A 25019-nucleotide genomic window follows, 5' to 3' on the forward strand; every position below is an offset into this window, starting at 1 on the left:
CAAAATTATTATTATAGTGAACGGAGTTAAAGCAATATGAATTTTTCTATAAAACCAGTGGATTTAGGGAAAGTTCATATTGCAACTCCTGTTGTTCTATCTCCAATGGCTGGGATCACTAACTGGCCATTTCGCGTAATTTGCCGCGAATTTGGTCCGGACGGGCTTTACGTAGCGGAAATGATTACAGCGCGAGCTCTAGTTGCACGAAATCCAAAAGCGCTTAGACTTTGCCGTTTTGCTCCTAGCGAAAAAGTGCGCTCTTTGCAGCTTTATGGTGTAAATCCTTCTATTGTTGAGCAGGCAGCTCGAATTGTTGTCGACGAAAACATGGCTGACCACGTTGACTTAAACTTCGGCTGTCCAGTTCCAAAAGTGACGCGACGCGGCGGCGGTTCTGCTCTTCCTTGGAAAACTGATTTGTTGCAAGAAATTTTGCATCGCGTTGTTTCTGTTTGTGAGCCAGCAGGAATCCCTGTTACGGCTAAATTCCGTGTTGGAATTGACGAGAATCATGAAACTTTTATTCAAGCTGGTCATATTGCACAAGAAGAAGGATGCGCTGCTGTAACTTTGCATGCTCGCACAACTGCAGAATATTACGGTGGTCATTCAGACTGGCAGCGTATTGGTGAGCTTGTAGAGGCGCTGAATATCCCCGTTTTTGGCAATGGTGATATTTGGGGTGCTGAAGATGCGCTCGCAATGTTTAAGGAAACTGGTTGCGCTGGCGTTGCTATCGGTCGAGGATGCCAAGGTCGCCCATGGTTGTTTGCTGATATTCGCAATGCTTGCGAAGGTAGCGATAATCGTGTGAATCCTACTTTGGCAGAAGTTGGTTCCGTTATTTTGCGTCACTTGAAGCTTTTAGTTGAGTTTTATGATGGTGACGAGCGTATGGCTGTTCACGACTTGCGTAAGCATGTTGCTTGGTATTTAAAGGGCTTTCCTGTTGGTGGTGGCACTCGTAAAGCGTTTATGGAGTGCGAATCGATTGAGGATGTTCAACGTAATCTCGATATGCTTGATGGTTCTCTTCGTTTGCCAGAAAAGGTGTTAGACACGCCGCGTGGACGAGTTAGATTTGCTAAAAAAGTTCATTTGCCGTATGGGTGGTTAGATTCTCGTACAACTAGTCACGAAGAGCGAGAGGCGTTATTTGGTGATGATCCAATGGATGCAAGTTACTAGTGTTTTCTAGGGCTTTCGTCATTTTTTTGCTCTGATTATTTCGAGAATATTCTATTAAAATCACCTTGTGCTCATATTTGCATATAGCACGGTGTATTATCAAAGCAGTGACATTTTTTCAGTTTATTGTGAAAACGTCGTCAGTATCGAGCGTTTTGCGCTAAAATATTGTGTAAACGTGCGTGAGTGACAGGAGATAACGGTGAGCGAGATTGCCCAGACTGACAATTTCAACGACAAAACCATCATCAAGGTAGTCGGCGTCGGTGGTGCCGGCGGTAACGCCGTCAATCGGATGATCAGCGAGGGCCTACAGAATGTAGAGTTTGTGGCCATTAATACTGACGCTAAAGATTTACTGCGTTCTGATGCTGATGTAAAGATTTCATTATCTGATGCTTCGAGCCGAGGCTTAGGCGCTGGTGCTGATCCTGAAAAGGGTGCTAAGGCTGCGCAGGATCATCAATCAGACATTGAAGAGGCACTTAAGGGTGCTGACATGGTGTTTGTTACCTGCGGTGAAGGCGGCGGCACAGGTACTGGTGCAAGCCCAATTGTGGCTCGTGCAGCTCATCAGCAAGGTGCTTTGACTATTGCTGTTGTTACACGTCCATTCGGTTTTGAAGGACCACAACGTGCTGCATCTGCAAAACTTGGTATCGAGAATCTTCGCAAAGAAGTTGACGCGTTGATTGTTATTCCAAACGATCGTCTTTTGGAAATTTCTGATCGTACTATTGGAATTATTGAAGCATTTAAGACGGCAGATACTGCGTTGCTCGCAGGTGTGCAAGGCATTACTGATTTAATTACCATGAATTCTTACATTCATGTTGATTTCTCTGATGTTACAGCTGTTCTTCGCGGAGCGGGTACCGCATTGTTCGGTATTGGTGCTGCAAAAGGCGAGGATCGTGCAACTCAGGCAGCTGAAATTGCTATTAGCTCCCCATTGCTGGAAGAAAGCATTGAGGGTGCTCACGGTGCTTTGATTAATATCGCAGGTCCAAGTGATTTGAAGCTTCAGGAAGCTTCTGCTGCAACTGAACTTGTTCGTAAAGCTATTCATCCAGAAGCTCAAATTATTTGGGGTCTTTCCCTGGATGATTCTTACGGCGATGAGGTTCGAGTTACGGTTATTGCTGCTGGTTTTGATGCTCATCCTAAGGCGGAGGAGTCCTCAGCTAAAGCTGGTCAGTTTGTTGATATGCAAGCAGATGTTAAGCCTGTAGCTCCTGCACAGTCTACCTCATCTTTCAAAGAGGAAGCTCAAGCTGCTCCACAAGTAGAACAACCTGCTTCTATGCCTTCTATGTTTGAGCCTGCAATGAATCAGCAATATTCTCCTGCGGCAGCTCCTGTACAGCAGCCTGCCGAACCTGACGAATTAGATATTCCTGATTTTCTGCGTTAAGCGTGACGAGAGGAGGGTTGCTTCATGGCTGGCTTTATGAAGAACGTGATGTCATACGTTGGTATGGCAGATGTGCCTGAGGATGATGATTATGCTGAATCTGATGTTCAAGAAACGTCATTCGATAATGATCGCTCGGTAACTCCTGCTGTGTCGCAACATGGTAATGATTTGCGTGGTGGTTCTGCTCGTGCGAATGCTAGTCGTATGAGTCGTATCACTACAATTCATCCTAAGTCTTACGATGATGCGCAAATGGTAGGTCGTGCTTTGCGTGACGGTGTTCCAGTGGTTTTAAACCTTACTGGTGTAACTGAATCGGTTGCGTATCGTATTGTTGATTTTTCTGCTGGAGTTGTATTTGGTGTTCGCGGTTCTATTGAGCGTGTGACTCCTAGGGTATTTTTGCTAAGCCCAGCACAAGTGAATATCAAAGTAGAGGATGCTCCGAACGACAATACTGCGCGTGACTTGTTCTCCTAAAAATTGTATTTGCTAAAGAATTAATTGAGCAGCGTTTGTTTAACAACTTTCGCTGCTTTTTTATACTTTTTGGTAGCATAAAAGCGATGCGTACGAGCATGACTAAAATCATGCGAATTTAAACTAAAGGCATATAGCCCAAATAACGAAAGTAATCTCATGAGCATTGAAAATGAAAACGAAAACACTATGCAAGCCAAGCAACGCACTGTATTGTCGTTTGTGCGTCGTTCTGGGCGCTTAGATGCGCGTTTACAGCACGCTCAGGAGCGTTATGCAACTCAGTACCTGCTAGACGTTACTGAAGCGCCTGGCTCATTTAGATTGCGCGAAAATTTGAACATTACGCATGATTGGATTAGCGATAAGTGGGGGAATGATAATCCGCTTATTGTTGAAATTGGTTCCGGGCAAGGCGAAAACATTGTTGCTGCAGCTGAACGTTTGCCGGAAACTAACTTTTTAGCGCTTGAAGTTTATGATCCAGGCGTTGCTCACACAATGCTTCTTGCTGGAAAGCAAGGTTTGACTAATCTTCGTATTGCGCAAATTAACGCTCCTGATTTCTTCGCTGCGTGCGACTGCGGAGTTTTAGAAGAAGTTTGGACTTTCTTCCCGGATCCATGGCCTAAAATGCGCCATCATAAGCGTCGTATTGTGCAGCCAGAGCTTGCCTCTACAATACACCAGGCGTTGCGTAGAGGGGGTGCGTGGCGCATTGCTACAGATATTGAGGACTACGCTTTGCATGTGCATGAGATTATGGATTCTCGCGAAGATTTTGCAAATATTGGCGAATTAAGCGCAAGTCTTCCAATTGAGCATGTAGGGAAAGGTACAGCTGATACTGCAGCAGCTCTTCCGCACGCAGATTTTAGCGAGTCTGAGCGCTTTGCTGGTCGAGTTCTTACGAATTTTGAGCGCAAAGGCTTGGAAGCTGGTCGCACGATTCACGACTTCACCTACATAGTACAATAATGCTTTGCCGCCGCTGTTCTCGTAGCTTTGCAGTTGTACTTAGCCTCAACACGCCGTGAGTTGCGCGACTCTTTTTTGAGTGTTAATATCATATGGTTTGGTTCGAAGCCCCCTTCGTCTAACGGTTAGGACACCAGACTTTCAATCTGACAACAAGAGTTCGACTCTCTTAGGGGGTACAAATTACAACGCCGCTGGGTTTCCAGCGGCGTTTTTCGTTTTTCGTATTTCTGATTTTTGTATTTCTATTTTTACTGCTTACCCTATTTTTGCGCAGCAATTAGTTTTTCATATATTTTTTCTATAAATCGATATAACATCTGACAATGTATTAAATATCACAAAAGGTATGTTGTGCTTTTTAGAGATGATACACTTTCTCATTGGTACTTCTGCCCGGGCTGCGTAGGTCAGGAAGTATTCAATTCAGTAATTTACAATGCGCAGCAGCTTAAAAAAGGATTTCCTATGAGCGATATTTTCAATACAAATAATAATGGATTAGAATCATCTAATTGTGTAACGGATCAAGTGGATAGTAATGCTGCTTCTAGTATTAATAGGGTTGTAAGCATGCGTTGGCGTGTTGCAGATATCGCATTAGGTGCTGCTCTTGCTGCTGTTTTTGGCGTTATCTTGTATGGCTATGGCTTGGTGTTTATTCCTTTGATTCGTACTTTGAATGCAGCTGTTCTTCCTGGTTTTGCAAGCATCACGCATGGTGTTTGGTATTTGTCTGGAACTCTTGCAGTTTTGCTTATTCGTAAACCAGGTTCTGCAGTGTATGTAAATGTTGTTGCAGCATTTGTACAGGTGCTTCTTGGAACTCCGTTTAATATGCGAGATACGCTTATTTCCGCACTTTTGCAGGGTGTGTTTGCGGAGATTCCGTTCTTAATTTTCCGTTTGCGAAAGTTTAATTTGACTTTAAGCGTTGTATCTGGATTATTGGTAGCGTTTGAGTATGGAGTTTACTTAACATTTACTAAGTATCAAGGTAAGGCTCCAACTTATATTACTATTCACATGCTTAATGAGCTTATTAGTGGATTGCTGCTTTCTGGAGTGCTTGTGTGGTTTGTGTATTTAGCTTTGCGCAAAACTGGTGCTCTTGATAACTTAGCATCTGGACGTTCTGACCGAGCTTGAAATCATCGGGATTTCAAGCTCAGTAATCCTAAGCAAGGTCAAAAATTCGACTCACTGAGTTGGCGACGTTTATGGGTATGTGCTAATCTAGTCGTTGCTAACTTTGTTAGCGTGGGGCTTTAGCTCAGTCGGTTAGAGCAGCGGACTCATAATCCGTCGGTCCAGGGTTCAAGCCCCTGAGGCCCCACAAGATATTAATAATGCCACTTCATTATGGTTTATGAAGTGGCATTTTTGTATCTTATAATTTAAATTTTATTTTTTGTTCTATTTGTTATTTTCTGCCAATGACAAGTAATCTGGTATTTGTTTTGGATACTTAGGCCATGCTCCTTCTTGAGTGCACACGAATGCTGCAGTATTAACAGCTGCGCGATGCGCCTCTTGTAAGCTTTCTCCTTTAAGAATATGCGCTGTGAATGTTCCTGAGAACGAGTCCCCAGCACCAACTGTGTCAAGAACGTCAACGTGTGGAGTTGGGATAGTTGAGCTTTCTCCAGTGCTAGTAGTAATCGTACTAAAAGTAGAGCCGCCTGTAAGAATCACATAATCTAGTGCATAACGAGCTTGGAACCACTTGCAAGCTTCCTCGTCTGAAGTGTCGCGAATATTGAACATGTCGCGCAATAAGAATAGTTCCGAATCGTTAAGCTTAAATACTGTGGCTTCTTGAAGTAATGTGTCAATAAGATCCTTAGAGTAGTGATCGCTTCTAATATTAATGTCGAAGAACTTCATTGCTCCAGGCTTAGTATGCTTTAACAATTGTAAAATTGTGTCGTGAGTTTCTTGAGAACGTAAGCTTAGAGTGCCAAAACATACTGCATCTGCTCGTTCTACTAAATCAATGAGTTCTCGAGTGTAAAGAATATGATCCCATGCTATATTTCGTAGAATAGTGTACTCTGGTATTCCATTTTTTAGTGTTACTTCTACAGTGCTTGTTGGCCAAGCGTTGCGTTGAATAATTGAAGCGATGCCAGCTTTGTTTACTTTGTCAATCAGCTCATCGCCGAGTTGGTCTTGACCAACAGCACTAATCATGCAACTTTGCGCTCCGTGACACTGTGCGTGATATGCAAAATTTGCTGGCGCTCCGCCAACACGTTTTCCGTGTGGGAGTAAATCCCATAAAAGTTCGCCGAGTGAAAGAACAATTGGCTTAGTCATAAATATTCCTTTCGCGCGCGTCAGTGCAGCAAATTTGTAGAGCTATACTTTTTACTAAATATCTTCTCGCTTCTTCAAAAGCATTTTGATGCAAATTTTGCTTGTAAAAATGCTATATAAACAATTATGGTGCGCCCTTTCGATAAGTAACATGCGCAATGCGTGTTACGTTTCTATAGAGCGCACCATAAGTGCCATATTGCGTACGTTTAACTTAGCTTATGCTGGCGTACTATATTATTATTTCGTTTTATTATATTTTTCTATTATTTTGATTTGCTGCTTAATGTTGGAAAATATCACTTTTGTGAGCTTGTTCAGCCATCCATGCTTCTACATCATCGATTTGCTTTGGAATGTCAATAGAAAGCCATTCTGGACCGTTTTCAGTCATTAGCACATCATCTTCAATACGAATTCCAATTCCGCGCATTTCTTCAGGAAGCATCAAATCGTTAGCTGCAAAGTATAATCCTGGCTCAATAGTGAATATCATTCCTGGAGTAATTTTTGCGCCCTGATAAGACTCATAGCGTGCTTGTGCGCAATCGTGCACATCCAAACCAAGATGATGAGCAACGCCGCAAGCGTGCCAACGACGATGCTGTTGACCTTCTGGCGAAAGTGATTCTTCAACGCTAACTTTCAAAATTCCCCATTCGTGCAAGTGTTCGGCTAGAACGCGCATGCAAGCATGGTGAATATCGGAGTAGGTTGCACCTGGCTTAGCTGCCTCAAAACCGGCTTGTTGAGCGTCAAGAACGCACTGGTAAAGCTTCTTTTGCAAGTCAGTGAATTTGCCATTTGTTGGGAAAGTTCGTGTAATGTCAGCAGTGTAGAGGCTGTTAACTTCAACGCCGGCATCAATAAGTAGCAATTCTCCGCTGGAAACAACGCCAGTATTGCGCATCCAGTGCAAAATTGGTGCGTGCTTGCCTGAAGCAACAATAGTGTCGTAGCCTACTTCGTTCCCTTCCTCGCGAGCAACAGAATTAAAAGCACCCTCAATCATGCGCTCGGAATGCTCATGACCTAAAGCATTAGGCAAACGCGTAAGCATGCGGTCAAAACCAAGTTTTGTGGCTGCAATAGCTTTGCGCATTTCGCGAATTTCGTAGTCGTCCTTAAGCATTCGTGCTTCTGCAGCGAATTCGTGCAATTTGTCGTCTGCGCAAGTGTTTGCATCTTCATCAGTAAATCCACTTGCTTCGCGCATTGTTTCAACTTTTGCAGTAAGCTCAGGATCCGTTTCTCGAACAATTCGCACGCGAATGCCCTCACCATTAGCGTCGTCGCTTACATTCTTTGCAATAGCGTCGTCAAGTTCTGCAATATCGCGCGTTTCAATGCCGGTCATTGCTTTAAGTTCTTTTAAGCCTGCACGAGGGCCGACCCAATATTCTCCATAGTGAGGATCCTTATAAAATGCTGAAGTGCTGTTATCTGCGCGTGGAGCTACAAAAAGCTCAGGTACATGTGTTTTTCCAGCCTTAGCTTCTTCGCTATCTTTGTTGACTGGCTCCATAACAAGCACAGCACCAGCCTCATAGTCTTGACCTAATCCAGTGTAGTAGGCAAATGTAGTGTCTGGGCGGAAAGCATAATCACAGTCGTTATTACGCACCTTTGGTTGTCCTGCAGGAATAACTAAACGTTCGCCTGGGAAACGTTTTGAAAGAGCCTCTAAACGAGCTGGAATATACCTACTAGATTCAAGAGCCTTAACTTCTGGCTCCTGGTTATCCCAGTTATTCGTCATAAAATCTTTAAAAGAATCACTGTTTGGACGAAGTGAACGGTTATTTACACGATCTTCTGTCTTTTGTGTTCCGTCAGCCTTTAGCTCTTCGCCGTGCTCAGTTGGCGTATATTCTGCCATTATGAGGCTCCTTAATTTTTGCTTGTTAATTTTTGCTTGCGCAAATTATACAAATAGTAAATAAACAGTCAATAAACTAACATAGTCTTATTTAGTGTTTTATGCGAGTTTTTTAGTGCAAAATAGCAAGATTTTATACGCAATTTACAAAGTGCGTATAAAACGCTTTTGCTATGTGAATATTGTCACAACATATTTATATGCGTGTGTTGTTGGTATCAACTAATCTAGATAGTTGGAAAATGAGTGAGCGAGCGTAAAAATTAGGGGGAGTAGTTATGTCTATTGAAAATCCAAATCGCAATAATGAGCGAATTGTTGATATTGAACGCAATATTATGAGCCGAGCTCCAGAACATAATAAAACTAATCTCGACTTGGACCGCATGCGTCTTATTCTCGATATTTTAGGTCATCCAGAGAAGTCTATGCGTGTTATTCACATAACTGGTACGAACGGCAAAGGTTCTACTGCTCGAATGGCTGAGTCGATTTGTCGAGCATACGGTTTGCGAACCGGATTATATACTTCTCCACATTTGGAGCGCGTAAACGAGCGCATTATGATTGACGGACAGGAAATTAGTGACGATCAGTTCGTTGATGTGTGGGATCAAATGAAAGACATTATCGACATGGTTGACGCTCGCATGGAGGCTGACGGTAAGCCAAAAATGAGCTTTTTTGAAGTGCTTACAGCCATGGCAATTTGGGCTTTTGCGGATGCTCCTGTTGATGTTGCTGTTATGGAAGTTGGCATGGGTGGTGAATGGGATGCCACCAATGTTATGAATGCTGATGCTGCAATTATTGGGCCGGTTGATATGGATCACATGCAATGGCTTGGAAACACTGTTGAAGAGATTGCTCGCACGAAGGCTGGTATTATCAAGCCAAATTGCACTGTTATTTTGGGTCCTCAACCGCATGAAGCTAAGGTTTTGCCAATTATTAAGGAAGTTGCGGAGCGCAATCATGCTACATTATTGCGCGATTCTTCTTATGGAGATGGCGAACTTGAAGTTGTGTCTCGTACTCCTGCAGTTGGTGGACAGGTTGTTACTTTGCGTACGCCTCTTGGCACTTATGAGGATGTTCCGGTTGACAAGTTTGGCAAACATCAGGCTCATAATGCTTTGGCAGCTCTTGCCGCTGCAGAGGTTGTGCTGCCTGTAAATGGTGCTTTGGATGGCGATTTAGTTGCAGAGGCTTTAAGCCAGGTTAAGGTTCCTGGTCGTATTGAGCAGGTTCGTACTTCGCCTACGATCATTATTGACGGTGGACATAACGTGAATGCTGCTGAGTCTCTTCGCGAAACTATTGAAGAAAACTATCATTTTGAGCAGCTTATTGGCGTTGTGGCAATGATGGCAGATAAGCAAGTTGAAGAATACTTGGGTGTTCTTGAGCCTATTTTGACGAAGATTGTTGTTACGCGTAATTCTTGGCGCGACCGTGTAATGGATCCAGAAGAGCTCGAAAAGATTGCTGTAGGCGTATTTGGCGAGGATCGCGTAATTCGTGTTGACGAGTTGCCGGATGCTATTCAAACTGCCGTTGATTTAGTTGATGAAGACGATGAGCTTGGTGTGGGCTATGGTCACGGAGTGCTTATTTGCGGTAGTTTCGTCACTGCAGGAGACGCGCGCACAATGCTTGTTGAGCACGTGAATCCGGATCTAAAAAAGCCAAAGGATCAGCGCGTAGCAATCCACCCAAATATTGACGAGTCCTGAAAATTAAGCCATCTTTTGCTACTTAATTCGCAAAGATTTAGCTTTTTCTACAGTATTTTTTACGAGTACTGCTTGAGCGTCAACTAACGGTATTTGCGGGAGAGGGAAAGCTTCATTAAGCACGCTTAATTCTGTGCAACCCAAAATAAGTGCGTCGCAACGGCACGCTCCTGCAGGATCGAGCATGTCGCTTAAAACGGACTCGTAACGGCGTAAATTAAGATCGCCTGTGCCTTTTACATCATCATAAATAAGCGATGTAATGCGTTTTTGTAAATCGTCGTCGGGTGCTACGAATGTGTATCCTGCTTCTTCTATAGCGCGCTGATACACTTCAGCTTTACGCGACCCTGCAGTACCTAAGAATCCAATACGGTTACATTTAGACTTTGGGTAACGTTTAGAAACTTCAGCTACAGCACCACGTGGCATATGCATAATTGGCACGTCGGTAAGTGCTTGGAACTTATCGTAAAAGTAATGCGCAGTATTGCACGTGAGCACAATAAATGAAGCACCCATCGCAGTTGCTTTAGCTATGTCGTCTGCAAGAGTAGGGAATGGGCTTTCGGATGATTCGCCAACAATATATGCTGTTCTATCTGGCACAGAAGCATCATTGAACACCACATAATCTAAAAACTCTTGATCATTATGCGCATGCGTTTCTTTGTTAAGTAAACGAATATAGCTTTCTGTTGCAAGTGTGCCCATGCCGCCAAGTACAGCAAAAAACGGACGTTTCATTGTCTCATATTCCCTTCAAAGTTACGTAATAATTTTCACGCTTTATTGCGGAAAAATTCTGCATAACGTCTTGTGTAAATTGAAAACATATGACGAATCATCAACCAGCGTAGCAGATTCATATCTTTTTTATATTCTAGCGTAGTGCCCCAATCGCCGCGACGAATCATATTAAGACCGCGCTTCTTTTCATCGCCTTCTGCTACATAATTGCAAAATATCGATCGCGGAATCTCCATCCACAGCTTTTCTCCACGGCCGAACACAGTATTCCCGTCAAAAGGCTTATGGTCAATTAAATCTTCAACAAAATATTTAGCAATATTAAATCCGTTTAAAGTGACGAAATAGCTTGAACGTCCTTGGCGTAAATTGATTTCAAAAAGCTTATATTTTCCGTCTCTCTCATCGTATTTCATATCAAAATTAGCTACGCCAACGTAACGTATATCTTCCAAAAATGCTTTAATATTTTGGAAAACTTCCTCATTATAGTCTGGAATAATAGCTGCATAATTTCCGATTGCTTCTGGAGTTGGATCCTCCAGTAGAGGGTGTCCTAGAAACATCATGCGCACATGATGGTCGCTATCAACGTAAGCATTTAGCACACGCATGCGGCTGTCGTCTCCAGGAATAAAGTCTTGCAAAATCATTTCGTCATCGTAGCCAGCTTTGTACGAGCGTTGAATAAGAGTATCAAGTTCTTGCGGAGTATTGATAATAAAAGCTTTTTTACGTCCCTCAAAATCAATGTCAAGCCATTTAGTGCTATTCGCTGGTTTCATAGCAATAGGGAAGCTGAATGGCAAATCTTCATAAGCGTGCGCTGCTACTTCTTGAGCGTTTACAACTTTAGTTTTTGGATGAGGAAGATTGTATTTTTCACAAGTTTTATAGAATGAGCTTTTAAGGCTAAGCTGGCGATTGAGCGAATTTGGCAATGTGTGGAAAGCAAAATATTCGTGCAATTCATCACCGCATTGGCTTAGAAGGTTCGCATATACGTCGCCGCAAGGAATAAGCAGAAGCTTGGTATTAGGATGCTCTTGATGCCATGATTTAGCAAAATTAAGCATTGTATTGCGGAATGTAGGAAGTTCTCCAAAGCCTGGAACAATTCTCACATCGACAATTTTGCTAAATTTCGTAGGTGAAAGTTGGAAGTGCGCAAAAGCAATTGAAGTAATGCCATATTCTTCATGGAATGCTCGAGCCATGCCATATGCGTTTATATCGCTACCGAGTAACACAGGTTGGAATTGTTGATTATTCATTTGTATCTTCTTCATTTGTTTTAATTTGTTATTTAACTTGTTTGTTATTTAGTTTGTTAGCTAGCTTGTTATTTAGTTTATGTAGTAATTGCGTTTATTTTATTCGTATATTTTCATACTTTCGCATAAGCGTATTACAGACCAAAAAGACGCTTTATTACGAATGAATCACCCTCATACGGCACATGCTTTCGTTTGTTTTTAATCCAACGTTCATCGCCCTTACCAATAGCAAGAAGAATGTTTAATCTTCCATTTTTTTGTTCGCTGTTTGCAGCATCGTTGTAAGCGTATTCTATTGCTTCAGCTCTGTCGATAATAATGCGTGAAGAAACATTTGGGTCCGTAACATAACTTTGCATATCCTCGCAAATATGCATTACGTCTTCAGTATCAGTATCTTCAGTAGTGAAAATAAACTGTTCTATGCGGTTTTGCGCTGCTTCAACAATTTCTTTACGACGGTCGACAGCTTTATCTCCTGTGGAACCAGTTATTAGCGTAATTCGAGGATTAAATTTGCCGTAGCGCTCTTCTACAAAGTCAAGAACTGATTTTGTAGAAATGTAGTTATGTGCATAGTCGACAACTGCAATCATATTTGAGTGCGTGTCTTTGAAAACTTCCATGCGTCCAGAAATTTTCACGTTCTCAATAGCGTGTAATGCGTGTAAATCAGTATCTTGATTAATTCCCAATTCTCCTGCAATAGCGATTGCAGCTAAAGCATTTTCGTAGTTAAAATCTCCTGCAATAGACAATGCGAATTCGTCAATAGGGCAGTAGTGCACGTCTTCTTCGTAGTCGTTATCTTCATAGTCGTCGTCTTCGCTTGAGTCTCGCATAGCGATGCAATGTGATTCACTATTTTCTACTGGCATTGCAATGTAGTCAGGAGTAAGTAATTCTGTGTAGTCATCATCGTTAGCAGGAGCGCAATAATTTATGCGATCGTCGTCAATATCATCGAAATTGTCATTTTCGCAAGCGTCGCTTTCTATTTCATCTTTTTTAATGCGAGCAAAAGTTGTTACGAGCACATTGTTGCGTTCTGCATCTTGTAAAAGAAGATCTGCGTGATCTGTATCAGAATTTAGTACTAAACGCTTAGTATTTGCAATAATTTGTCGTTTGCAATACAAGTAATCTTCAAAAGTTGGGTGCTCAATAGGGCTAATGTGGTCTGGGCTAATGTTTAAGAATGCTGCAACATCGAATTTAAGACCGTATACGCGATTCACCTTATAAGCTTGTGAAGAAACTTCCATAACAAGATACTTCATGCCGTTATCTACAGCTTCGCGCATCATTTTGAAAGCATCAAAACTTTCAGGAGTAGTTAAATTAGATTCAACGTAATTTTTTCCGTCTACGCAATTATCTACTGAAGAAAACAGTGCTGCTTTACCGTGCGAATGGGAGTTTAGAATAGCGTGAGTAAAGTAGGCTGTAGTTGTTTTGCCTTTAGTTCCAGTAATTCCAACAATAGTGAGTTTTTCTTGTGGATTTCCAAAGATTGCTGCTGCAAGCACGCTCATTGCTTTTTTAGCATCCGTAACAATTAAACCGACAGCTTTTGTGTATTGTGCGTAGCTTTGTTCAGCAACATATGCAGCAAGTCCTTTGTTATCTGCATCTAAAAGATATTCCGACTGAAAATTGCCTTTAATAAACAGAAGTGTTCCAGGTGTAATATCGCGAGTATCGTAAGTTGCGTTAGTAAAGCACTCATCTGCATCAATATTTGGGAAATAATACGGATTCAAAGACCATATTTCATTACGAGAATGAGTAGAGTCTACAGTTTTTTCTTTAGTATTAGCAGTATTAGCACTATTAGCATCTTCTGCGTTACAATATTGAATCATTTCGCGTAACAAACCATAGTGTTGCAAAATTTCACTTGCGTTTGCTAGTGACAACGTGTTATGCATGATCATAATTTACTTCTTTTCGCCAAATGTTTTATAGCCATGTTCCAGTAATAGGCTCACGTCCGTGAGATTGCAGCCATTGATTGAAGCTATCTCGCCAATTAATATAAGCTTCGCGCTGCCAATCCATCATAGTATTCAGCCTCATGCAACTTACTGACTCATATAGTTTGCTCATTGGAGCAATCAAATCAAGAGCTGCAACTGTGTCTGCTGTAGCATCGTGGAAATCTCCGATTGGTTCAACTCCATAAAATTGAGATGTAATAGTGAGAGTACGCTTGCCGGATCTTCTAGAAACAGCTCTATCGATAACAAGAGGATCAACAGTAAGAATGTCATTAGCGTTTAGTGCATGTATTGAACAAGTTGCGCGTTCTTCTAGCGCAGTAAGATGCCAACGCTTCAAGTCGTGACGTAACATTGAAATATCAAATGGAGCGTTATAAGCAAGTAGTGGAATATTCTTAGCTTGAGCCATGCTTACTGCGCGTGCAAGGAATTCAAGTTCTTCTTCAGGCTCTCCGCCGTGTTCTTGAAGGTATTCGTCTGTGAAACCATTTACTTCGCTTGCCTTAGGATTCATAGGCTGATGAGGGTTAATTAACCAAGTTGATACCACATCTCCATCGTGAGCTAGTTCAGGATTGCGTAATACTAGAGTTGCAGAAACAATGGCATCTTTACCAATATTTGCACCTGTAGTTTCAGTGTCGAAACCAAGTAACCATGATTCAGCAAGTAATGTATTCTCATCTTGCTTAGGTGCTAAATCTAAAGCATTTAACAATTCTTGAATATGAGTTGGCATAGTCACAATACTACCGCAATGTCACGCAATGTCACACTATGCCGCGCTGCATTATTGTGCTGCGATGTGTTATCATCTCGCGCTGCGCTACACTATGCAACACGACAAATTAGTAGCTATATGTGCAAAGTAAAAGTATTATTGACTATATGAGTGAGCAAATCGAGAAGACAAATGTTATGTGCTCTAAAAGCGTAAGAGCTAAAAAACAAAGTGCAAAAAATTGTAATGCTCGCTTATTTAGTGATCGTTTAGTAGATACTAAGCAAAGTTCTGCAATGGAAAGTCGACGCAAAAGATTTGAACAACTTGTATCTACTTGCGTTGATCCTTTGTACACTCAAGCTATGCGTCTTACGCAAAATGCGCAGGATGCGCAAGATTTAGTGCAAGATACTTTTGAGCGTGCTCTTAAATCTTTTGAAACTTTTCAGCCTGGCACAAATTTTGCTGCCTGGATTAACAGGATTGAACGAAATTTGTATTTTAATCAGTACGCGAAAGCAAAACGAAGCCCTAAACGTGCTAACGATGAAACTGGCGACTACAATGATTGGGATATCTATGAGGCTTCTAATCATTGCGCAAAAGGGATGCTTTCTGCTGAACAAGAATATTTAGAAGGGTTTGCTCCACAAGAGATTATTGCTGCGCTTAGTAAGTTGCCGCCTGAGCGTAGAAAAGTTTTTATTGAAGTCGCTATTCGAGGTAAATCTTATAAACAAATTGCCCAAGAAGAAGGCGTAAAAATAGGAACTGTTATGAGCAGACTTAACCGCGCTCGCATGCAACTTAAACGTGAGCTTTCTGATTATTGTGGTGAATAAAAGTATGCTAAAACGAAAAAGCCCACGATTGACGTGGGCTTTACAGTATGTATAAGCGAATTTATAGCTTAAGCATTTGGTCTTTTGCCATGATTCGCTGCTTTTTTACGACGCGCCTTGCGCTTGCGGCCACGCATACCCATAATGCACTCCTTAACGATTAATGAACAACCTTAGGGATTATCGCACGTTGCCAAGACGTTATATTTGTCAACGTACTAATCTCGTGCGAGTAATCACTTGTTAGTAGCAATATTTGCAGTAATAAAGCTTATGTTGCTTATGCTGCTATATCAGCTACAGTTGCGTTTAATAATGTTACGATATCTTGAGGATTAAGAACTACGTCCAATCCTCGTTTTCCTCCAGAAACAAGAATCTCATCAAATTGCATTACGCTACTATCTAGTACTGTTTCATGGTGCGTTTTTTGTCCGAATGGTGAAATTCCACCAACTACGTAGCCGCTTTCTCGTTGCGCAACTTCTGGGCTTGTCATACTTGCTTTCTTTGCGTGTACTGCTCCTGCAATTGCTTTCATATTGAGACGTCCGTTTACTGGAACAATTCCAACTACTCGCTTTTCACCAGTGTCAACCATAAGAGTTTTGCAAACTTGAGCTGCGCTTACGCCTAGCTTCTCAGCAGCCTCAATTCCATAGCCGTCGTCCATGTGATCAGCGTCATGCTCGTATTGCGCTATGCGGAAGGTGATGCCTGCGTTTTCGAGTTGCGCAATAGCTGGAGTTGCTTTTCCGGTTTCTGCATGTTTTTTACTCATTTTGTTACCGTGCCTTATACTCAACTGTCAAATTGTGTTACATGATATGCTATACCGACTGTTGACTTAGTGTATATTAAACCAATTGTGGCGCGAGTTTTTGGGGATTTCTCTCCTCGCAAGTTCCCGTCCTTCGTCGCTTTGGCTGTTAAAGGCGTTTATTGTGTTCGCCTTTCTTTAAAGAATGTTGCTTCCTCAGTCCTCTTTTATTGCTCGTAGAGAAATTCCCAAAACTCTGCATGTTTAATCGTTAATAACCGTGTCTATCGCAGAGATTTTTCGATTTTTCTTCTTCGCTTGGCGAATCAGCAGCCTGCGGCTCTGACGTTCGCCGCGCTCAGTGCGAAAAATCTCAAATCTCACCTCGCTAATATCCACACGACTGAATTATGACGCTAAAAATAAATATAAACCCCTTGTGTAGCTTAGAAAGCAGCACAAGGGGTTTATATATTAAATATTCGCACAACCAGCTATTGCTGATTGATGCTTAGCGAAATCACTCGGAGATTTCAGCGAAGTAAAGAAGAGTGCGAATCATGTTGGAAGTGAAGCCGTACTCGTTGTCGTAGAAGGTAACGGTACGAGCCAAAGTTACACCGTCAACAGTGTTCACGTCGGTCTGAGTTGGATCGAAAACGCCACCGTGGGTGTCGCCGATGATGTCAGAAGACACGATGCTGTCTGCATTGTAACCGAAGTACTCGCAGTTTTCGAAAGCCTTCTTGAAAGCGTCGTTAATTTCTTCAGTGGTTGCTGGCTTCTCAAGAACAGTGGTCAACTCGGTAACAGAGCCGTCTGGAACCTGAATGCGCTGTGCGTGACCCTGGAGCTTGCCGTTAACTTCTGGCACAACCTTGCCGATTGCCTTAGCAGCGCCGGTGGAGTGCTCAATGGTGTTGCAAGCTGCGGAACGGTTATTGCGTGGCTTAGAGCCGCGTGGACCGTCGAGAATCATCTGAGTGCCGGTGTAGGCGTGAATTGTGGTCATGAAGCCGGACTTGATTCCCCAGTTGTCTTGAAGCAACTTCACCATTGCAGCCATGGAGTTGGTGGTGCAAGAACCAGCGGAAACAATGTTGTCAGAAGCCTTCAAGATTTCGTGATTAACGCCGAACACAACTGTTGGAGTGGTTTCATCCTTAGCAGGGGCAGAAATAAGAACCTTCTTAGCACCCGCGTTCAAGTGAGCCTGGGACTTTTCTGCAGAAGTGTAGAAACCGGTGCATTCGAGAACGAATTCAACGCCATCGTTCTTAACCCATGGAATGTTATTTGCGTCTTTTTCGGCGTAAACCTTGTAAGTCTTGCCATCTACAACGATTGCGTCTTCGGTGGAGGTTACCTCAACTGGGGTGCCGTCATCGTGGCGGAATGTGCCGTGGGTGCTGTCATACTTGAGCAAGTAGGCGAGCATCGAAGGGGTGGTCAGATCGTTGATGGCTGCGACTTCGATGTCACCTGCTTGACCGCCGCGAGCCTGAAGCTCAAAAATACGACGGAATGCGAGACGACCGATACGACCGAAACCATTAATACCAATCTTGACTGTCATGTGGTTCTCCCTTGAGTGAGACCTCGTGCGCAACGTTTTAAGTCGCGCTATTTTCGCGATGAAAACTCACGCATTTAGGTCATCGTTATTTGAATTAACGGTGTTCATTTTAGTGTGCGGTATGTACGAAGAGTTGTAATATAGCTCACTTTTATTGCAATCATGCACTATGAGAACAGTGAGCGTTAACATGCTGTGTTTTATGAGTGTTTTTGTGAATTTTTTGATAGTTTCCAGTTGCGTTTTTGCATAACATTTTACGAATCAATATTGTTCAATTGAACAACGAGTGTAATTTTAAAAAGAAAAAGGCTGACGAGTTTTTCAAGTAAAAGAACCTCGTCAGCCATTTGCATAAACTAAAGTTTGCGCCTATTCGTTATACGTCATTGCTTCAGCAGCTGCAGTAGTCGAATATGTTGGAGTAGTCTCGCTTTCAAGAGGAACTGCTAATGCCTCAGATATAGAAGTATCGACTTCGCCTAAATCTCCAATTGGTCTTTTAAACCAGCTCACCTGTGGTAATGGAGCATTAATAGGGAAGGTTACAATAAGTGTTCCTTCATGAACGTCAATATGAGCAGGCGTATCATTTAATAATTCGTTACTTAAACCTTGTACTGCATCTCCATGCATGGTTGCGTGTTTAAGCTGATACTTTAATCCAACTTCATTTACATCATTAGAAACTGGAGTATGAGAAAAAACGGAAACTATGCGCAAATCATCTCCAGATGATGCTGGAAAATCAAGAGATCCATCATGTATTGCTGTAACAATTTGACCGTCGCCGTACAAGAATCCAATTCCGCCGCGGCGCGCTAAACGAACCATAAGTTGAATATTAGAAATAGTATGGTCAACTCGACCACCTAATCCTCCAAAAATATGAAATTCTCGAGCGCCTTTAGCCCAACCGACTTTCAACGCAGAAAGTAAGTCAGGATCATCTTTTTCTGCAGGCAATCTAGTAATAACTGCATCAGTAGGAAGTTTTAATCTAACAGAGTCAAAATCGCCGATGAGCGCATCCACATGCAAACCTAATTTACATGCATGATCCCAGCCTCCATCAGCTGCAATTGTTAAAGCGCGATCTGGCACATGTTCACGCGTATGATCGTAATAATCTCCTGCTGCTAATACTACGCAGCGTTGCAAAGGTTCCATAACAACATAATAACGCTGCATTTGTACTGATGACATACATTTATAACAAGAGTTTATAAGCGTAGTGTCAATCAACATTTGACTACGTTTTATGCCATTTTTCGGATTTGATATTAGCGCATTTGATTGTTTTTATTCCGGCAAATACAGGAATTTTTAGACTAATACTCGCTTAACATAAAGTGCTTGGTGTAGTATTGCATGGCAAGTTAGATTTTCCAAGTTATTATGGATTTTCGTTAATTATTTGCTAGTAGACTAACGTAATGCTGTGTTGTATATTCTACGAGGAGAAATAAATGTGCGGAATTGCAGGGTTCATTAATGACACCCCAATTAACGTCAAAAGCCAAATTGTAAAAGATATGACAGATGTGATTGCGCATCGTGGTCCTGACGAATATGGAACTATGATTGACGAACATGCAGCACTCGGTTTTCGTCGACTTAGCATTATAGATCTTCACGGTGGATCCCAACCTATGTACAACGAGGATGGGAATCTTGCAGTTACTTTCAATGGTGAGATTTATAACTACAAGCCACTTCGCGAAGAACTTATTAAAGCTGGTCACACTTTCCACACTGATTGCGACACAGAAGTATTAGTGCACGGCTACGAAGAGTGGGGTAAAGGCTTACTTAATCGTTTACGCGGAATGTTTGCATTCGTTATTTGGAACAAAAGTACTCAAGAATTGTTCGGCGCTCGCGACCATTTCGGTATTAAGCCTTTTTATTATGCGCAAATGAATGGTACTTTTATGTACGGATCCGAAATTAAATCTTTACTGCGCCATCCAGATTTTAAGAAGGAGCTTAACGAAAATGCGCTTAAGCCGTTTATGACATTCCAATATCCTGCAATTAACGAAACTTTCTTCAAGGGCGTTTTTAAGCTGCGTGAAGGTAATTGCTTTACGTATAAGAATGGCGAAATGAAGATTGAGCAATATTACGATCCTAATTTCAAAGAAACAAAGCAACGCTTGAATGAATTAGTTGATTCTATCGATAAAACAGTTTGTGATTCTGTTCAAGCTCACCAAATTGCGGATGTTGAAGTTGGTTCGTTCCTTTCTTCTGGAGTTGATTCAAGTTATGTTGCAGCTGTTGCACGCCCTGAACACACATATTCTATTGGTTTTGCTGGTGGAAGATACAATGAATCCAAACAAGCAAGCGAATTGGCAAAAATTATTGGCTTAAACAATAAATCTGAAATTATTGACGCTGCTGACGCATTCCGTTATTTCCCACAAATTCAGTGGTATTTGGACGAACCTGATTCTAACTTCTCTTGCGTCCCATTATTCTTCCTTGCAAAATTAGCTTCGCAAGATTTACGCGTTGTGCTAAGCGGTGAGGGAGCAGATGAATTATTTGCAGGATACATTGATTATGGTGTTCATACGCGTTCTAAACTTATTAAAGTTGTGACTCGCATGCTTGCAAAGTTGCCAAAAAAGTTGCGTTACGCGATTGGTCGAGCTGCAAAGGGTAAGCATTTCCACGGAGCGTGGCATTTGTACGCTAATTTGGCTCCAGCTGAGGAGCATTTTATCGGTCAGTCAAAGGTTTTCAATGAGGAAGATGCTGTAAAACTTTTGAAACCTGAGTATCGCAAGGGTCCTAGCGTTCGCAGCATTGTCGATGCTATTTACAATAGAATTGCTGGTAAGGGACTTTCTGAAGTGAAGAAAAAGCAATATCTTGATATGCATCAATGGATGCCAGGAGATATTTTGCTTAAGGCAGATAAAATGACTATGGCACATTCTTTGGAGCTTCGCGTGCCTTTGCTTGATCGTGTTCTTATGGATGTTGCAGAAAAAGTTCCTACTAAATATTTAATTACTGATGAAAATACGAAGTTTGCTTTCCGACAAGCTGCGTCCCGTCATTTGCCAAAAGCTTGGTATGACAGAGAAAAGCTTGGTTTCCCTGTGCCAGTTAAGGATTGGTTGCGTGAGGAACGTTTTTATAAGATTGTTCGTAAGACGTTTGAAAGTGACGATGCTGCTAAATTCTTCGATAGAGATGCTTTACTTCGTATGATTGACGATAATTATGCAAAGAAAAATGACGATCGCCGTAAGATTTGGACAGTTTACACATTCCTGACTTGGTATGATGTGTACTTTAATCACGATGGATTGAAGCCTGAGCCAATGCAGTTAGCGTAGAAATCGCATAGTTCTAGCTTTGATTTGTGGCAGTCAAAACACGTTTCGTGTGTTGACTGCCTTTTTGTCAAGGCTTCTAGTAGAATAGATATTCGGCTTGAGTAATCAAGAAAGTGGGATGTCCCCACCTGGAAGCCTACTGTGGTTTCGGGTTCATGACTTCGGTCACGCAAGTTAGCTTCTTGTGCTGCTTGCTGCGCTGTTATATAGCGTTTTATTGATATGAAGTAGTGAATCTTAAGCTCTTGGACTTCTTGGTGTATTACATCTTACAAGTATTTAGAAGGATTGGAGTCATCATTAGCGACGAACCACGCATTAACGAGGAAATTCGAGTCCCTCAGGTGCGCCTTATTGGTCCAAAGGGCGAGCAAGTGGGAGTTATCGCAACCTCTGTCGCGTTAAACCTTGCAAGGGAAGCTAACCTCGATCTTGTCGAAGTTGCGCCTACTGCTAAGCCTCCAGTAGCCAAGCTTATTGACTACGGTAAGTACAAGTACAACGAAAAGATTAAGGCTCGTGAAGCACGTCGTAATCAGACTGTCGCAGAGGTTAAGGAAATTCGTTTCCGCCTCAAGATCGACGATCACGATTTCGATGTGAAGAAAGGTCATGTGCTTCGTTTCTTGAACGGCGGAGACAAGGTAAAAGTAACTATTATGTTGCGTGGCCGTGAGCAATCTCGTCCGGTTGGTGGCGTTGAATTGTTGCGCCGACTTGCAGATGAGGTCTCTGAAAGTGGCACAGTAGAGTTTGCGCCAAAGCAAGAAGGTCGAAATATTATTATGACTCTTGCTCCAAAAGGCAAGAAAATTCATACACAGTCTGAGCAACGTCGTCGTGGCGCTGAATCTCGCGCTGAGCGTCAAGCTCGTCAGGCTGCTCGTCTTGCAGCTAAGCAAGAGGTTCAGTCACAAGCTGCAGCTGCAGTAAATGCTATGCAATCCGATCAACATCACAAGGAGGGCAGCAATGCCGAAGATGAAAACTAATTCCGCAGCGTCCAAGCGCGTTCGTCTTACCGGTACCGGTAAGGTGATGCACGATGGTAGCGCCATGCGCCACAACTTGGAGCACAAGTCGGCTCGTAAGCGTCGTGCTCTTTCTGAAGATAAAGTATTGGCTACTGCGCAGAGCAAGAAGCTTAAGGGCTTGCTCGTTAAGTAAGTAACAAGTAAGAATTGCTTGTAAACGAATACGCAATCGAAAATTTTAAGAAAGCTGAGGAATACTTATGGCACGAGTAAAGCGCGCAGTAAACGCTCACAAGAAGCGTCGCGTTGTTCTTGAGAGGGCTTCTGGCTACCGCGGTCAGCGCTCCCGTCTTTATCGCAAGGCAAAGGAACAGCTGCTCCACTCATTCACTTATAACTTCCGCGACCGCAAGGCTCGCAAGGGTGATTTCCGCAAGTTGTGGATTCAGCGCATTAACGCAGCAGTTCGCGCTGAAGGCATCACTTACAATCGCTTCATTCAGGGCTTGCACTTGGCAGGCATCGAATTGGATCGTCGCGCTCTTGCTGAGCTCGCAGTTTCCGATATTGAAGCTTTCAAGGCTGTTGTTGAAGCTGCTAAGGCTGCATTGCCAGCTGATGTAAACGCTCCAGTTGAAGCCTGATTTTGCTTTAATAGAGTTCTATTTTAAGCCCACCAATTTAGGTGGGCTTTTTCTTTTAAATCAACAAATTTACTTATTAGCTATAATTATTTTTATGCGCTCAAATCTTGATTCTGACAATAGGAAAAATAATATTCCTGAAGAGTTTGCACTTCATATTCAACGCTTTATTGCGCATATTGATATTGAGCGTGGTCTTTCTAAAAAAACAGTATCTGCATACGCTTCAGATTTGCAAGATTACACATGCTGGCTTTACGACGAACGAAAAATAAAAGATATTACTACTATTTCTCAATTAGATATTGAATCATATATTCGAACTTTGAATGAATTAGGGTTGGGGACTAGGACAGTTGCGCGTCGACTTGCAAGTATTCACGAGTGGCATCGCTTTATGCTTGCTCATGGTGACATACAAGCTGACGTTTCAGCGCAAGTAAAAGCTCCAAAACAAGCAGACTACTTACCGGATGTTTTAAGTATTGAAGAAGTAAATAGAGTTATTGAAGCTGCAGGGAATTTTGGAAGTTCCGATGCTATTTCGATTAGAGATACTGCGCTTCTCGAGTTTTTATACGCTACTGGAGCGCGAATTTCGGAAGCAGTTGGCGTAAAATTCGAAGATATTGATTTAAATGAGTCCGTTGTAAAACTTACAGGTAAAGGCTCTAAGCAGCGTTTAGTTCCGATTGGTGGGTGTGCTGTTCGTGCTCTTCGTAACTATATGGAGAAATCTCGCCCAGAATTAGCGTCCAAGGGCAAACGTGAATTGCACACAATTTTCTTAAATAAGAGAGGTAATGCACTTTCTCGCCAATCAGCATGGGCAATAGTAACGCAAGCTGGCGAGCGTGCAAAACTTGACAAACCATTGCATCCGCATACGCTGCGCCATTCTCTTGCCACGCATCTTATTGCAGGTGGTGCTGATGTGCGCACAGTTCAAGAGTTACTTGGACATGCTTCAGTTACAACAACTCAAATTTATACGCATATTAGTCCTGACGCATTAGTTGAAGCTTACGTAATGAGTCATCCTCGAGCTAAATAATTTTATGCTCAGAGTTTCGTGAGTATACCTGTTGATAAAGTGGGGAGCATGCCTACTGATTTACTTGGACGCGAATACGAAACTTTTCATGCACCAGAGCCGTTAACTTCACACGGTCCTGCTCGCATTATTGCAATGTGCAACCAGAAAGGTGGAGTTGGTAAAACTACAAGTTCCATTAATATTGCTGGCGCACTAAGTCAGTATGGTCGTCGCGTTTTGATTGTTGATTTCGATCCGCAAGGTGCGGCAACAGTTGGACTTGGAATTAACGCAAATGCGCTTGATAATACAGTTTATACGGCATTATTTGATTCGTCTGTAGACGTGCATGATGTAATTCGTCATACTGAAACAGAAAATATTGATATTATTCCTGCAAATATTGATTTATCTGCAGCTGAAGTTCAGTTAGTAACCGAAGTAGGACGAGAGCAAATATTAGCAGGTGTATTACGCAAAGTGCGTGACGAATACGACGTTATTATAGTTGATTGCCAGCCTTCTCTCGGCTTGCTTACTGTAAATGCGTTAACAGCAGCTGATGGCGTGATTATTCCACTTGCTGCAGAGTTCTTTGCTCTTCGAGGCGTGGCTCTTCTTATGCAATCAATTGAGAAGGTACAATCTCGTATTAATCCAAATCTTAAAGTATTTGGCGTTTTGGTTACTATGTATACACGCACTTTGCATAGCGAAGAAGTCTTACAGCGCATTTACGAAGCTTTCCAAGATAAAGTTTTGCATTCCGTGATTTCGCGTTCTATTAAGCTGCCAGATTCTACAGTTGCTGCAGTTCCTATCACTATTTTTGCTCCTGAGCACAAGACTGCAAAAGAGTACCGCGAAGTTGCGCGTGAGCTTATTGCTAAAGGTGTTGTTGCTTAAGTTCTTGTGATTCTGCGTTAGTATGTTTTGTAAAGCTGTCTTAGCTCGCTAGTAAAATCGGTGCGGTTTGGCAGCTTACCTATTTGGGCGCTCGTCAATAAGGTATATGGCTACTGTTTTAGCTGATGTTTATAGCTTAAATGGTTGCATGTTAATAATTACTTAAACGCG

Annotated in this window: 23 protein-coding genes and 2 tRNA genes; 15 read left to right on the forward strand and 10 right to left on the reverse strand. The window is 42.3% G+C overall.

The features are described from left to right. Positions 1-36: 36 nt before the first annotated feature. The 7 genes from dusB (at position 37) to DOD25_RS01120 (ending at position 5402) form a co-directional block, all read left to right on the forward strand. Complete coding sequence (gene dusB, locus DOD25_RS01090; protein WP_004573903.1) at positions 37-1191, forward strand: tRNA dihydrouridine synthase DusB; 1155 nt, start codon at positions 37-39, stop codon at positions 1189-1191. A gap of 202 nt (positions 1192-1393) precedes the next feature. Continuing rightward, positions 1394-2605 carry a cell division protein FtsZ gene (gene ftsZ / locus DOD25_RS01095; protein WP_032835254.1) on the forward strand — a complete coding sequence of 404 codons (1212 nt, stop codon included), beginning with the start codon at positions 1394-1396 and terminating at the stop codon, positions 2603-2605. A gap of 24 nt (positions 2606-2629) precedes the next feature. Beyond that, positions 2630-3088 carry a cell division protein SepF gene (locus DOD25_RS01100; protein ID WP_004105139.1) on the forward strand — a complete coding sequence of 153 codons (459 nt, stop codon included), beginning with the start codon at positions 2630-2632 and terminating at the stop codon, positions 3086-3088. 159 nt (positions 3089-3247) lie between these two features. Further along, positions 3248-4066 (forward strand): tRNA (guanosine(46)-N7)-methyltransferase TrmB, encoded by an 819-nt coding sequence (gene trmB, locus DOD25_RS01105; protein ID WP_064340584.1) that lies wholly within the window; start codon positions 3248-3250, stop codon positions 4064-4066. A 107-nt stretch (positions 4067-4173) separates the two neighbouring features. Continuing rightward, positions 4174-4245, forward strand: a tRNA-Glu gene (locus tag DOD25_RS01110). A gap of 289 nt (positions 4246-4534) precedes the next feature. Further along, the gene (locus DOD25_RS01115) at positions 4535-5215 is read left to right on the forward strand and encodes an ECF transporter S component (RefSeq protein ID WP_112928874.1); all 681 of its coding nucleotides are present in this window, start codon (positions 4535-4537) and stop codon (positions 5213-5215) included. A gap of 113 nt (positions 5216-5328) precedes the next feature. Then, positions 5329-5402 (forward strand) — tRNA-Ile (locus tag DOD25_RS01120). An 80-nt stretch (positions 5403-5482) separates the two neighbouring features. Here the strand turns inward: DOD25_RS01120 and DOD25_RS01125 are convergent. Further along, positions 5483-6385 carry a carbohydrate kinase family protein gene (locus tag DOD25_RS01125; protein WP_004105130.1) on the reverse strand — a complete coding sequence of 301 codons (903 nt, stop codon included), beginning with the start codon at positions 6383-6385 and terminating at the stop codon, positions 5483-5485. A 283-nt stretch (positions 6386-6668) separates the two neighbouring features. Beyond that, positions 6669-8264, reverse strand: coding sequence for an aminopeptidase P family protein (locus tag DOD25_RS01130; protein WP_004573905.1), 1596 nt, complete (start codon positions 8262-8264; stop codon positions 6669-6671). A 278-nt stretch (positions 8265-8542) separates the two neighbouring features. Between DOD25_RS01130 and DOD25_RS01135 the strand changes: the two genes are divergently transcribed. Further along, positions 8543-10000 (forward strand): bifunctional folylpolyglutamate synthase/dihydrofolate synthase, encoded by a 1458-nt coding sequence (locus tag DOD25_RS01135; protein WP_004573906.1) that lies wholly within the window; start codon positions 8543-8545, stop codon positions 9998-10000. Between the two features lie 18 nt (positions 10001-10018). Here DOD25_RS01135 and DOD25_RS01140 read toward each other — a convergent pair whose 3' ends face one another. The 4 genes from DOD25_RS01140 to DOD25_RS01155 form a co-directional block, all read right to left on the reverse strand. Further along, positions 10019-10747 carry an aspartate/glutamate racemase family protein gene (locus DOD25_RS01140; RefSeq protein ID WP_004573907.1) on the reverse strand — a complete coding sequence of 243 codons (729 nt, stop codon included), beginning with the start codon at positions 10745-10747 and terminating at the stop codon, positions 10019-10021. Between the two features lie 35 nt (positions 10748-10782). After that, positions 10783-12024 (reverse strand): carboxylate--amine ligase, encoded by a 1242-nt coding sequence (locus DOD25_RS01145; protein WP_112928543.1) that lies wholly within the window; start codon positions 12022-12024, stop codon positions 10783-10785. 134 nt (positions 12025-12158) lie between these two features. Beyond that, a complete protein-coding gene (locus DOD25_RS01150) occupies positions 12159-13964 on the reverse strand; it encodes a UDP-N-acetylmuramoyl-L-alanyl-D-glutamate--2,6-diaminopimelate ligase (protein WP_112928544.1) in 1806 nt (601 codons plus the stop codon). A gap of 25 nt (positions 13965-13989) precedes the next feature. After that, the gene (locus tag DOD25_RS01155) at positions 13990-14769 is read right to left on the reverse strand and encodes an exonuclease domain-containing protein (protein ID WP_112928545.1); all 780 of its coding nucleotides are present in this window, start codon (positions 14767-14769) and stop codon (positions 13990-13992) included. 149 nt (positions 14770-14918) lie between these two features. Between DOD25_RS01155 and DOD25_RS01160 the strand changes: the two genes are divergently transcribed. Beyond that, positions 14919-15596 carry a sigma-70 family RNA polymerase sigma factor gene (locus tag DOD25_RS01160; protein ID WP_050543367.1) on the forward strand — a complete coding sequence of 226 codons (678 nt, stop codon included), beginning with the start codon at positions 14919-14921 and terminating at the stop codon, positions 15594-15596. A 68-nt stretch (positions 15597-15664) separates the two neighbouring features. Here the strand turns inward: DOD25_RS01160 and DOD25_RS06535 are convergent, their stop codons facing one another. From DOD25_RS06535 to DOD25_RS01175, 4 genes are all read right to left on the reverse strand, one after another. Further along, entirely contained in the window at positions 15665-15739 is a 75-nt protein-coding gene (locus tag DOD25_RS06535; protein ID WP_369803150.1) for a 50S ribosomal protein bL37, read from the reverse strand. Positions 15740-15876: 137 nt separating this feature from the next. Next, on the reverse strand, positions 15877-16377 hold the full coding sequence (ybaK, locus tag DOD25_RS01165; RefSeq protein WP_004105119.1) for a Cys-tRNA(Pro) deacylase: 501 nt from the start codon (positions 16375-16377) through the stop codon (positions 15877-15879). A gap of 499 nt (positions 16378-16876) precedes the next feature. Continuing rightward, a complete protein-coding gene (gap, locus tag DOD25_RS01170; protein ID WP_004573912.1) occupies positions 16877-17932 on the reverse strand; it encodes a type I glyceraldehyde-3-phosphate dehydrogenase in 1056 nt (351 codons plus the stop codon). A 372-nt stretch (positions 17933-18304) separates the two neighbouring features. Next, positions 18305-19102 (reverse strand): thiamine diphosphokinase, encoded by a 798-nt coding sequence (locus DOD25_RS01175; RefSeq protein WP_032835267.1) that lies wholly within the window; start codon positions 19100-19102, stop codon positions 18305-18307. Between the two features lie 299 nt (positions 19103-19401). On the opposite strand from DOD25_RS01175, the gene asnB reads away from it, so the two are divergent. The 6 genes from asnB to DOD25_RS01205 all read left to right on the forward strand — a co-directional run bounded on the left by asnB (position 19402) and on the right by DOD25_RS01205 (position 24848). Beyond that, positions 19402-21288 (forward strand): asparagine synthase (glutamine-hydrolyzing), encoded by a 1887-nt coding sequence (gene asnB / locus DOD25_RS01180; protein ID WP_004105112.1) that lies wholly within the window; start codon positions 19402-19404, stop codon positions 21286-21288. Between the two features lie 230 nt (positions 21289-21518). Continuing rightward, a complete protein-coding gene (gene infC, locus DOD25_RS01185) occupies positions 21519-22280 on the forward strand; it encodes a translation initiation factor IF-3 (protein ID WP_012913964.1) in 762 nt (253 codons plus the stop codon). Next, on the forward strand, positions 22261-22455 hold the full coding sequence (gene rpmI / locus DOD25_RS01190; RefSeq protein ID WP_004128670.1) for a 50S ribosomal protein L35: 195 nt from the start codon (positions 22261-22263) through the stop codon (positions 22453-22455). The genes infC and rpmI overlap by 20 nt, the downstream gene beginning before the upstream one ends. Before the next feature lie 67 nt (positions 22456-22522). After that, a complete protein-coding gene (rplT, locus tag DOD25_RS01195) occupies positions 22523-22906 on the forward strand; it encodes a 50S ribosomal protein L20 (RefSeq protein WP_004105106.1) in 384 nt (127 codons plus the stop codon). A 94-nt stretch (positions 22907-23000) separates the two neighbouring features. Further along, positions 23001-23960, forward strand: a complete 960-nt coding sequence (xerD, locus tag DOD25_RS01200) for a site-specific tyrosine recombinase XerD (RefSeq protein ID WP_004105098.1) — start codon at positions 23001-23003, stop codon at positions 23958-23960. Between the two features lie 48 nt (positions 23961-24008). Further along, a complete protein-coding gene (locus DOD25_RS01205) occupies positions 24009-24848 on the forward strand; it encodes a ParA family protein (protein WP_004105096.1) in 840 nt (279 codons plus the stop codon). Positions 24849-25019: the final 171 nt, after the last annotated feature.

Source organism: Gardnerella leopoldii (genome assembly GCF_003293675.1).
GTDB lineage: Bacteria > Actinomycetota > Actinomycetes > Actinomycetales > Bifidobacteriaceae > Bifidobacterium > Bifidobacterium leopoldii.

Excerpts from the sequence above, each read along its gene's own strand:
- DOD25_RS01155 (WP_112928545.1), bottom strand. The coding sequence starts at position 14,769 with ATGCCAACTCATATTCAAGAATTGTTAAATGCTTTAGATTTAGCACCT.
- DOD25_RS01100 (WP_004105139.1), top strand. The coding sequence starts at position 2,630 with ATGGCTGGCTTTATGAAGAACGTGATGTCATACGTTGGTATGGCAGAT.
- DOD25_RS01135 (WP_004573906.1), top strand. The coding sequence starts at position 8,543 with ATGTCTATTGAAAATCCAAATCGCAATAATGAGCGAATTGTTGATATT.
- DOD25_RS01160 (WP_050543367.1), top strand. The coding sequence starts at position 14,919 with ATGAGTGAGCAAATCGAGAAGACAAATGTTATGTGCTCTAAAAGCGTA.
- DOD25_RS01130 (WP_004573905.1), bottom strand. The coding sequence starts at position 8,264 with ATGGCAGAATATACGCCAACTGAGCACGGCGAAGAGCTAAAGGCTGAC.
- trmB (WP_064340584.1), top strand. The coding sequence starts at position 3,248 with ATGAGCATTGAAAATGAAAACGAAAACACTATGCAAGCCAAGCAACGC.
- DOD25_RS01115 (WP_112928874.1), top strand. The coding sequence starts at position 4,535 with ATGAGCGATATTTTCAATACAAATAATAATGGATTAGAATCATCTAAT.
- DOD25_RS01140 (WP_004573907.1), bottom strand. The coding sequence starts at position 10,747 with ATGAAACGTCCGTTTTTTGCTGTACTTGGCGGCATGGGCACACTTGCA.
- asnB (WP_004105112.1), top strand. The coding sequence starts at position 19,402 with ATGTGCGGAATTGCAGGGTTCATTAATGACACCCCAATTAACGTCAAA.
- xerD (WP_004105098.1), top strand. The coding sequence starts at position 23,001 with ATGCGCTCAAATCTTGATTCTGACAATAGGAAAAATAATATTCCTGAA.
- rplT (WP_004105106.1), top strand. The coding sequence starts at position 22,523 with ATGGCACGAGTAAAGCGCGCAGTAAACGCTCACAAGAAGCGTCGCGTT.
- gap (WP_004573912.1), bottom strand. The coding sequence starts at position 17,932 with ATGACAGTCAAGATTGGTATTAATGGTTTCGGTCGTATCGGTCGTCTC.
- DOD25_RS01145 (WP_112928543.1), bottom strand. The coding sequence starts at position 12,024 with ATGAATAATCAACAATTCCAACCTGTGTTACTCGGTAGCGATATAAAC.
- DOD25_RS01125 (WP_004105130.1), bottom strand. The coding sequence starts at position 6,385 with ATGACTAAGCCAATTGTTCTTTCACTCGGCGAACTTTTATGGGATTTA.
- rpmI (WP_004128670.1), top strand. The coding sequence starts at position 22,261 with ATGCCGAAGATGAAAACTAATTCCGCAGCGTCCAAGCGCGTTCGTCTT.
- ybaK (WP_004105119.1), bottom strand. The coding sequence starts at position 16,377 with ATGAGTAAAAAACATGCAGAAACCGGAAAAGCAACTCCAGCTATTGCG.
- DOD25_RS01175 (WP_032835267.1), bottom strand. The coding sequence starts at position 19,102 with ATGGAACCTTTGCAACGCTGCGTAGTATTAGCAGCAGGAGATTATTAC.
- dusB (WP_004573903.1), top strand. The coding sequence starts at position 37 with ATGAATTTTTCTATAAAACCAGTGGATTTAGGGAAAGTTCATATTGCA.
- DOD25_RS01205 (WP_004105096.1), top strand. The coding sequence starts at position 24,009 with ATGCCTACTGATTTACTTGGACGCGAATACGAAACTTTTCATGCACCA.
- DOD25_RS01150 (WP_112928544.1), bottom strand. The coding sequence starts at position 13,964 with ATGATCATGCATAACACGTTGTCACTAGCAAACGCAAGTGAAATTTTG.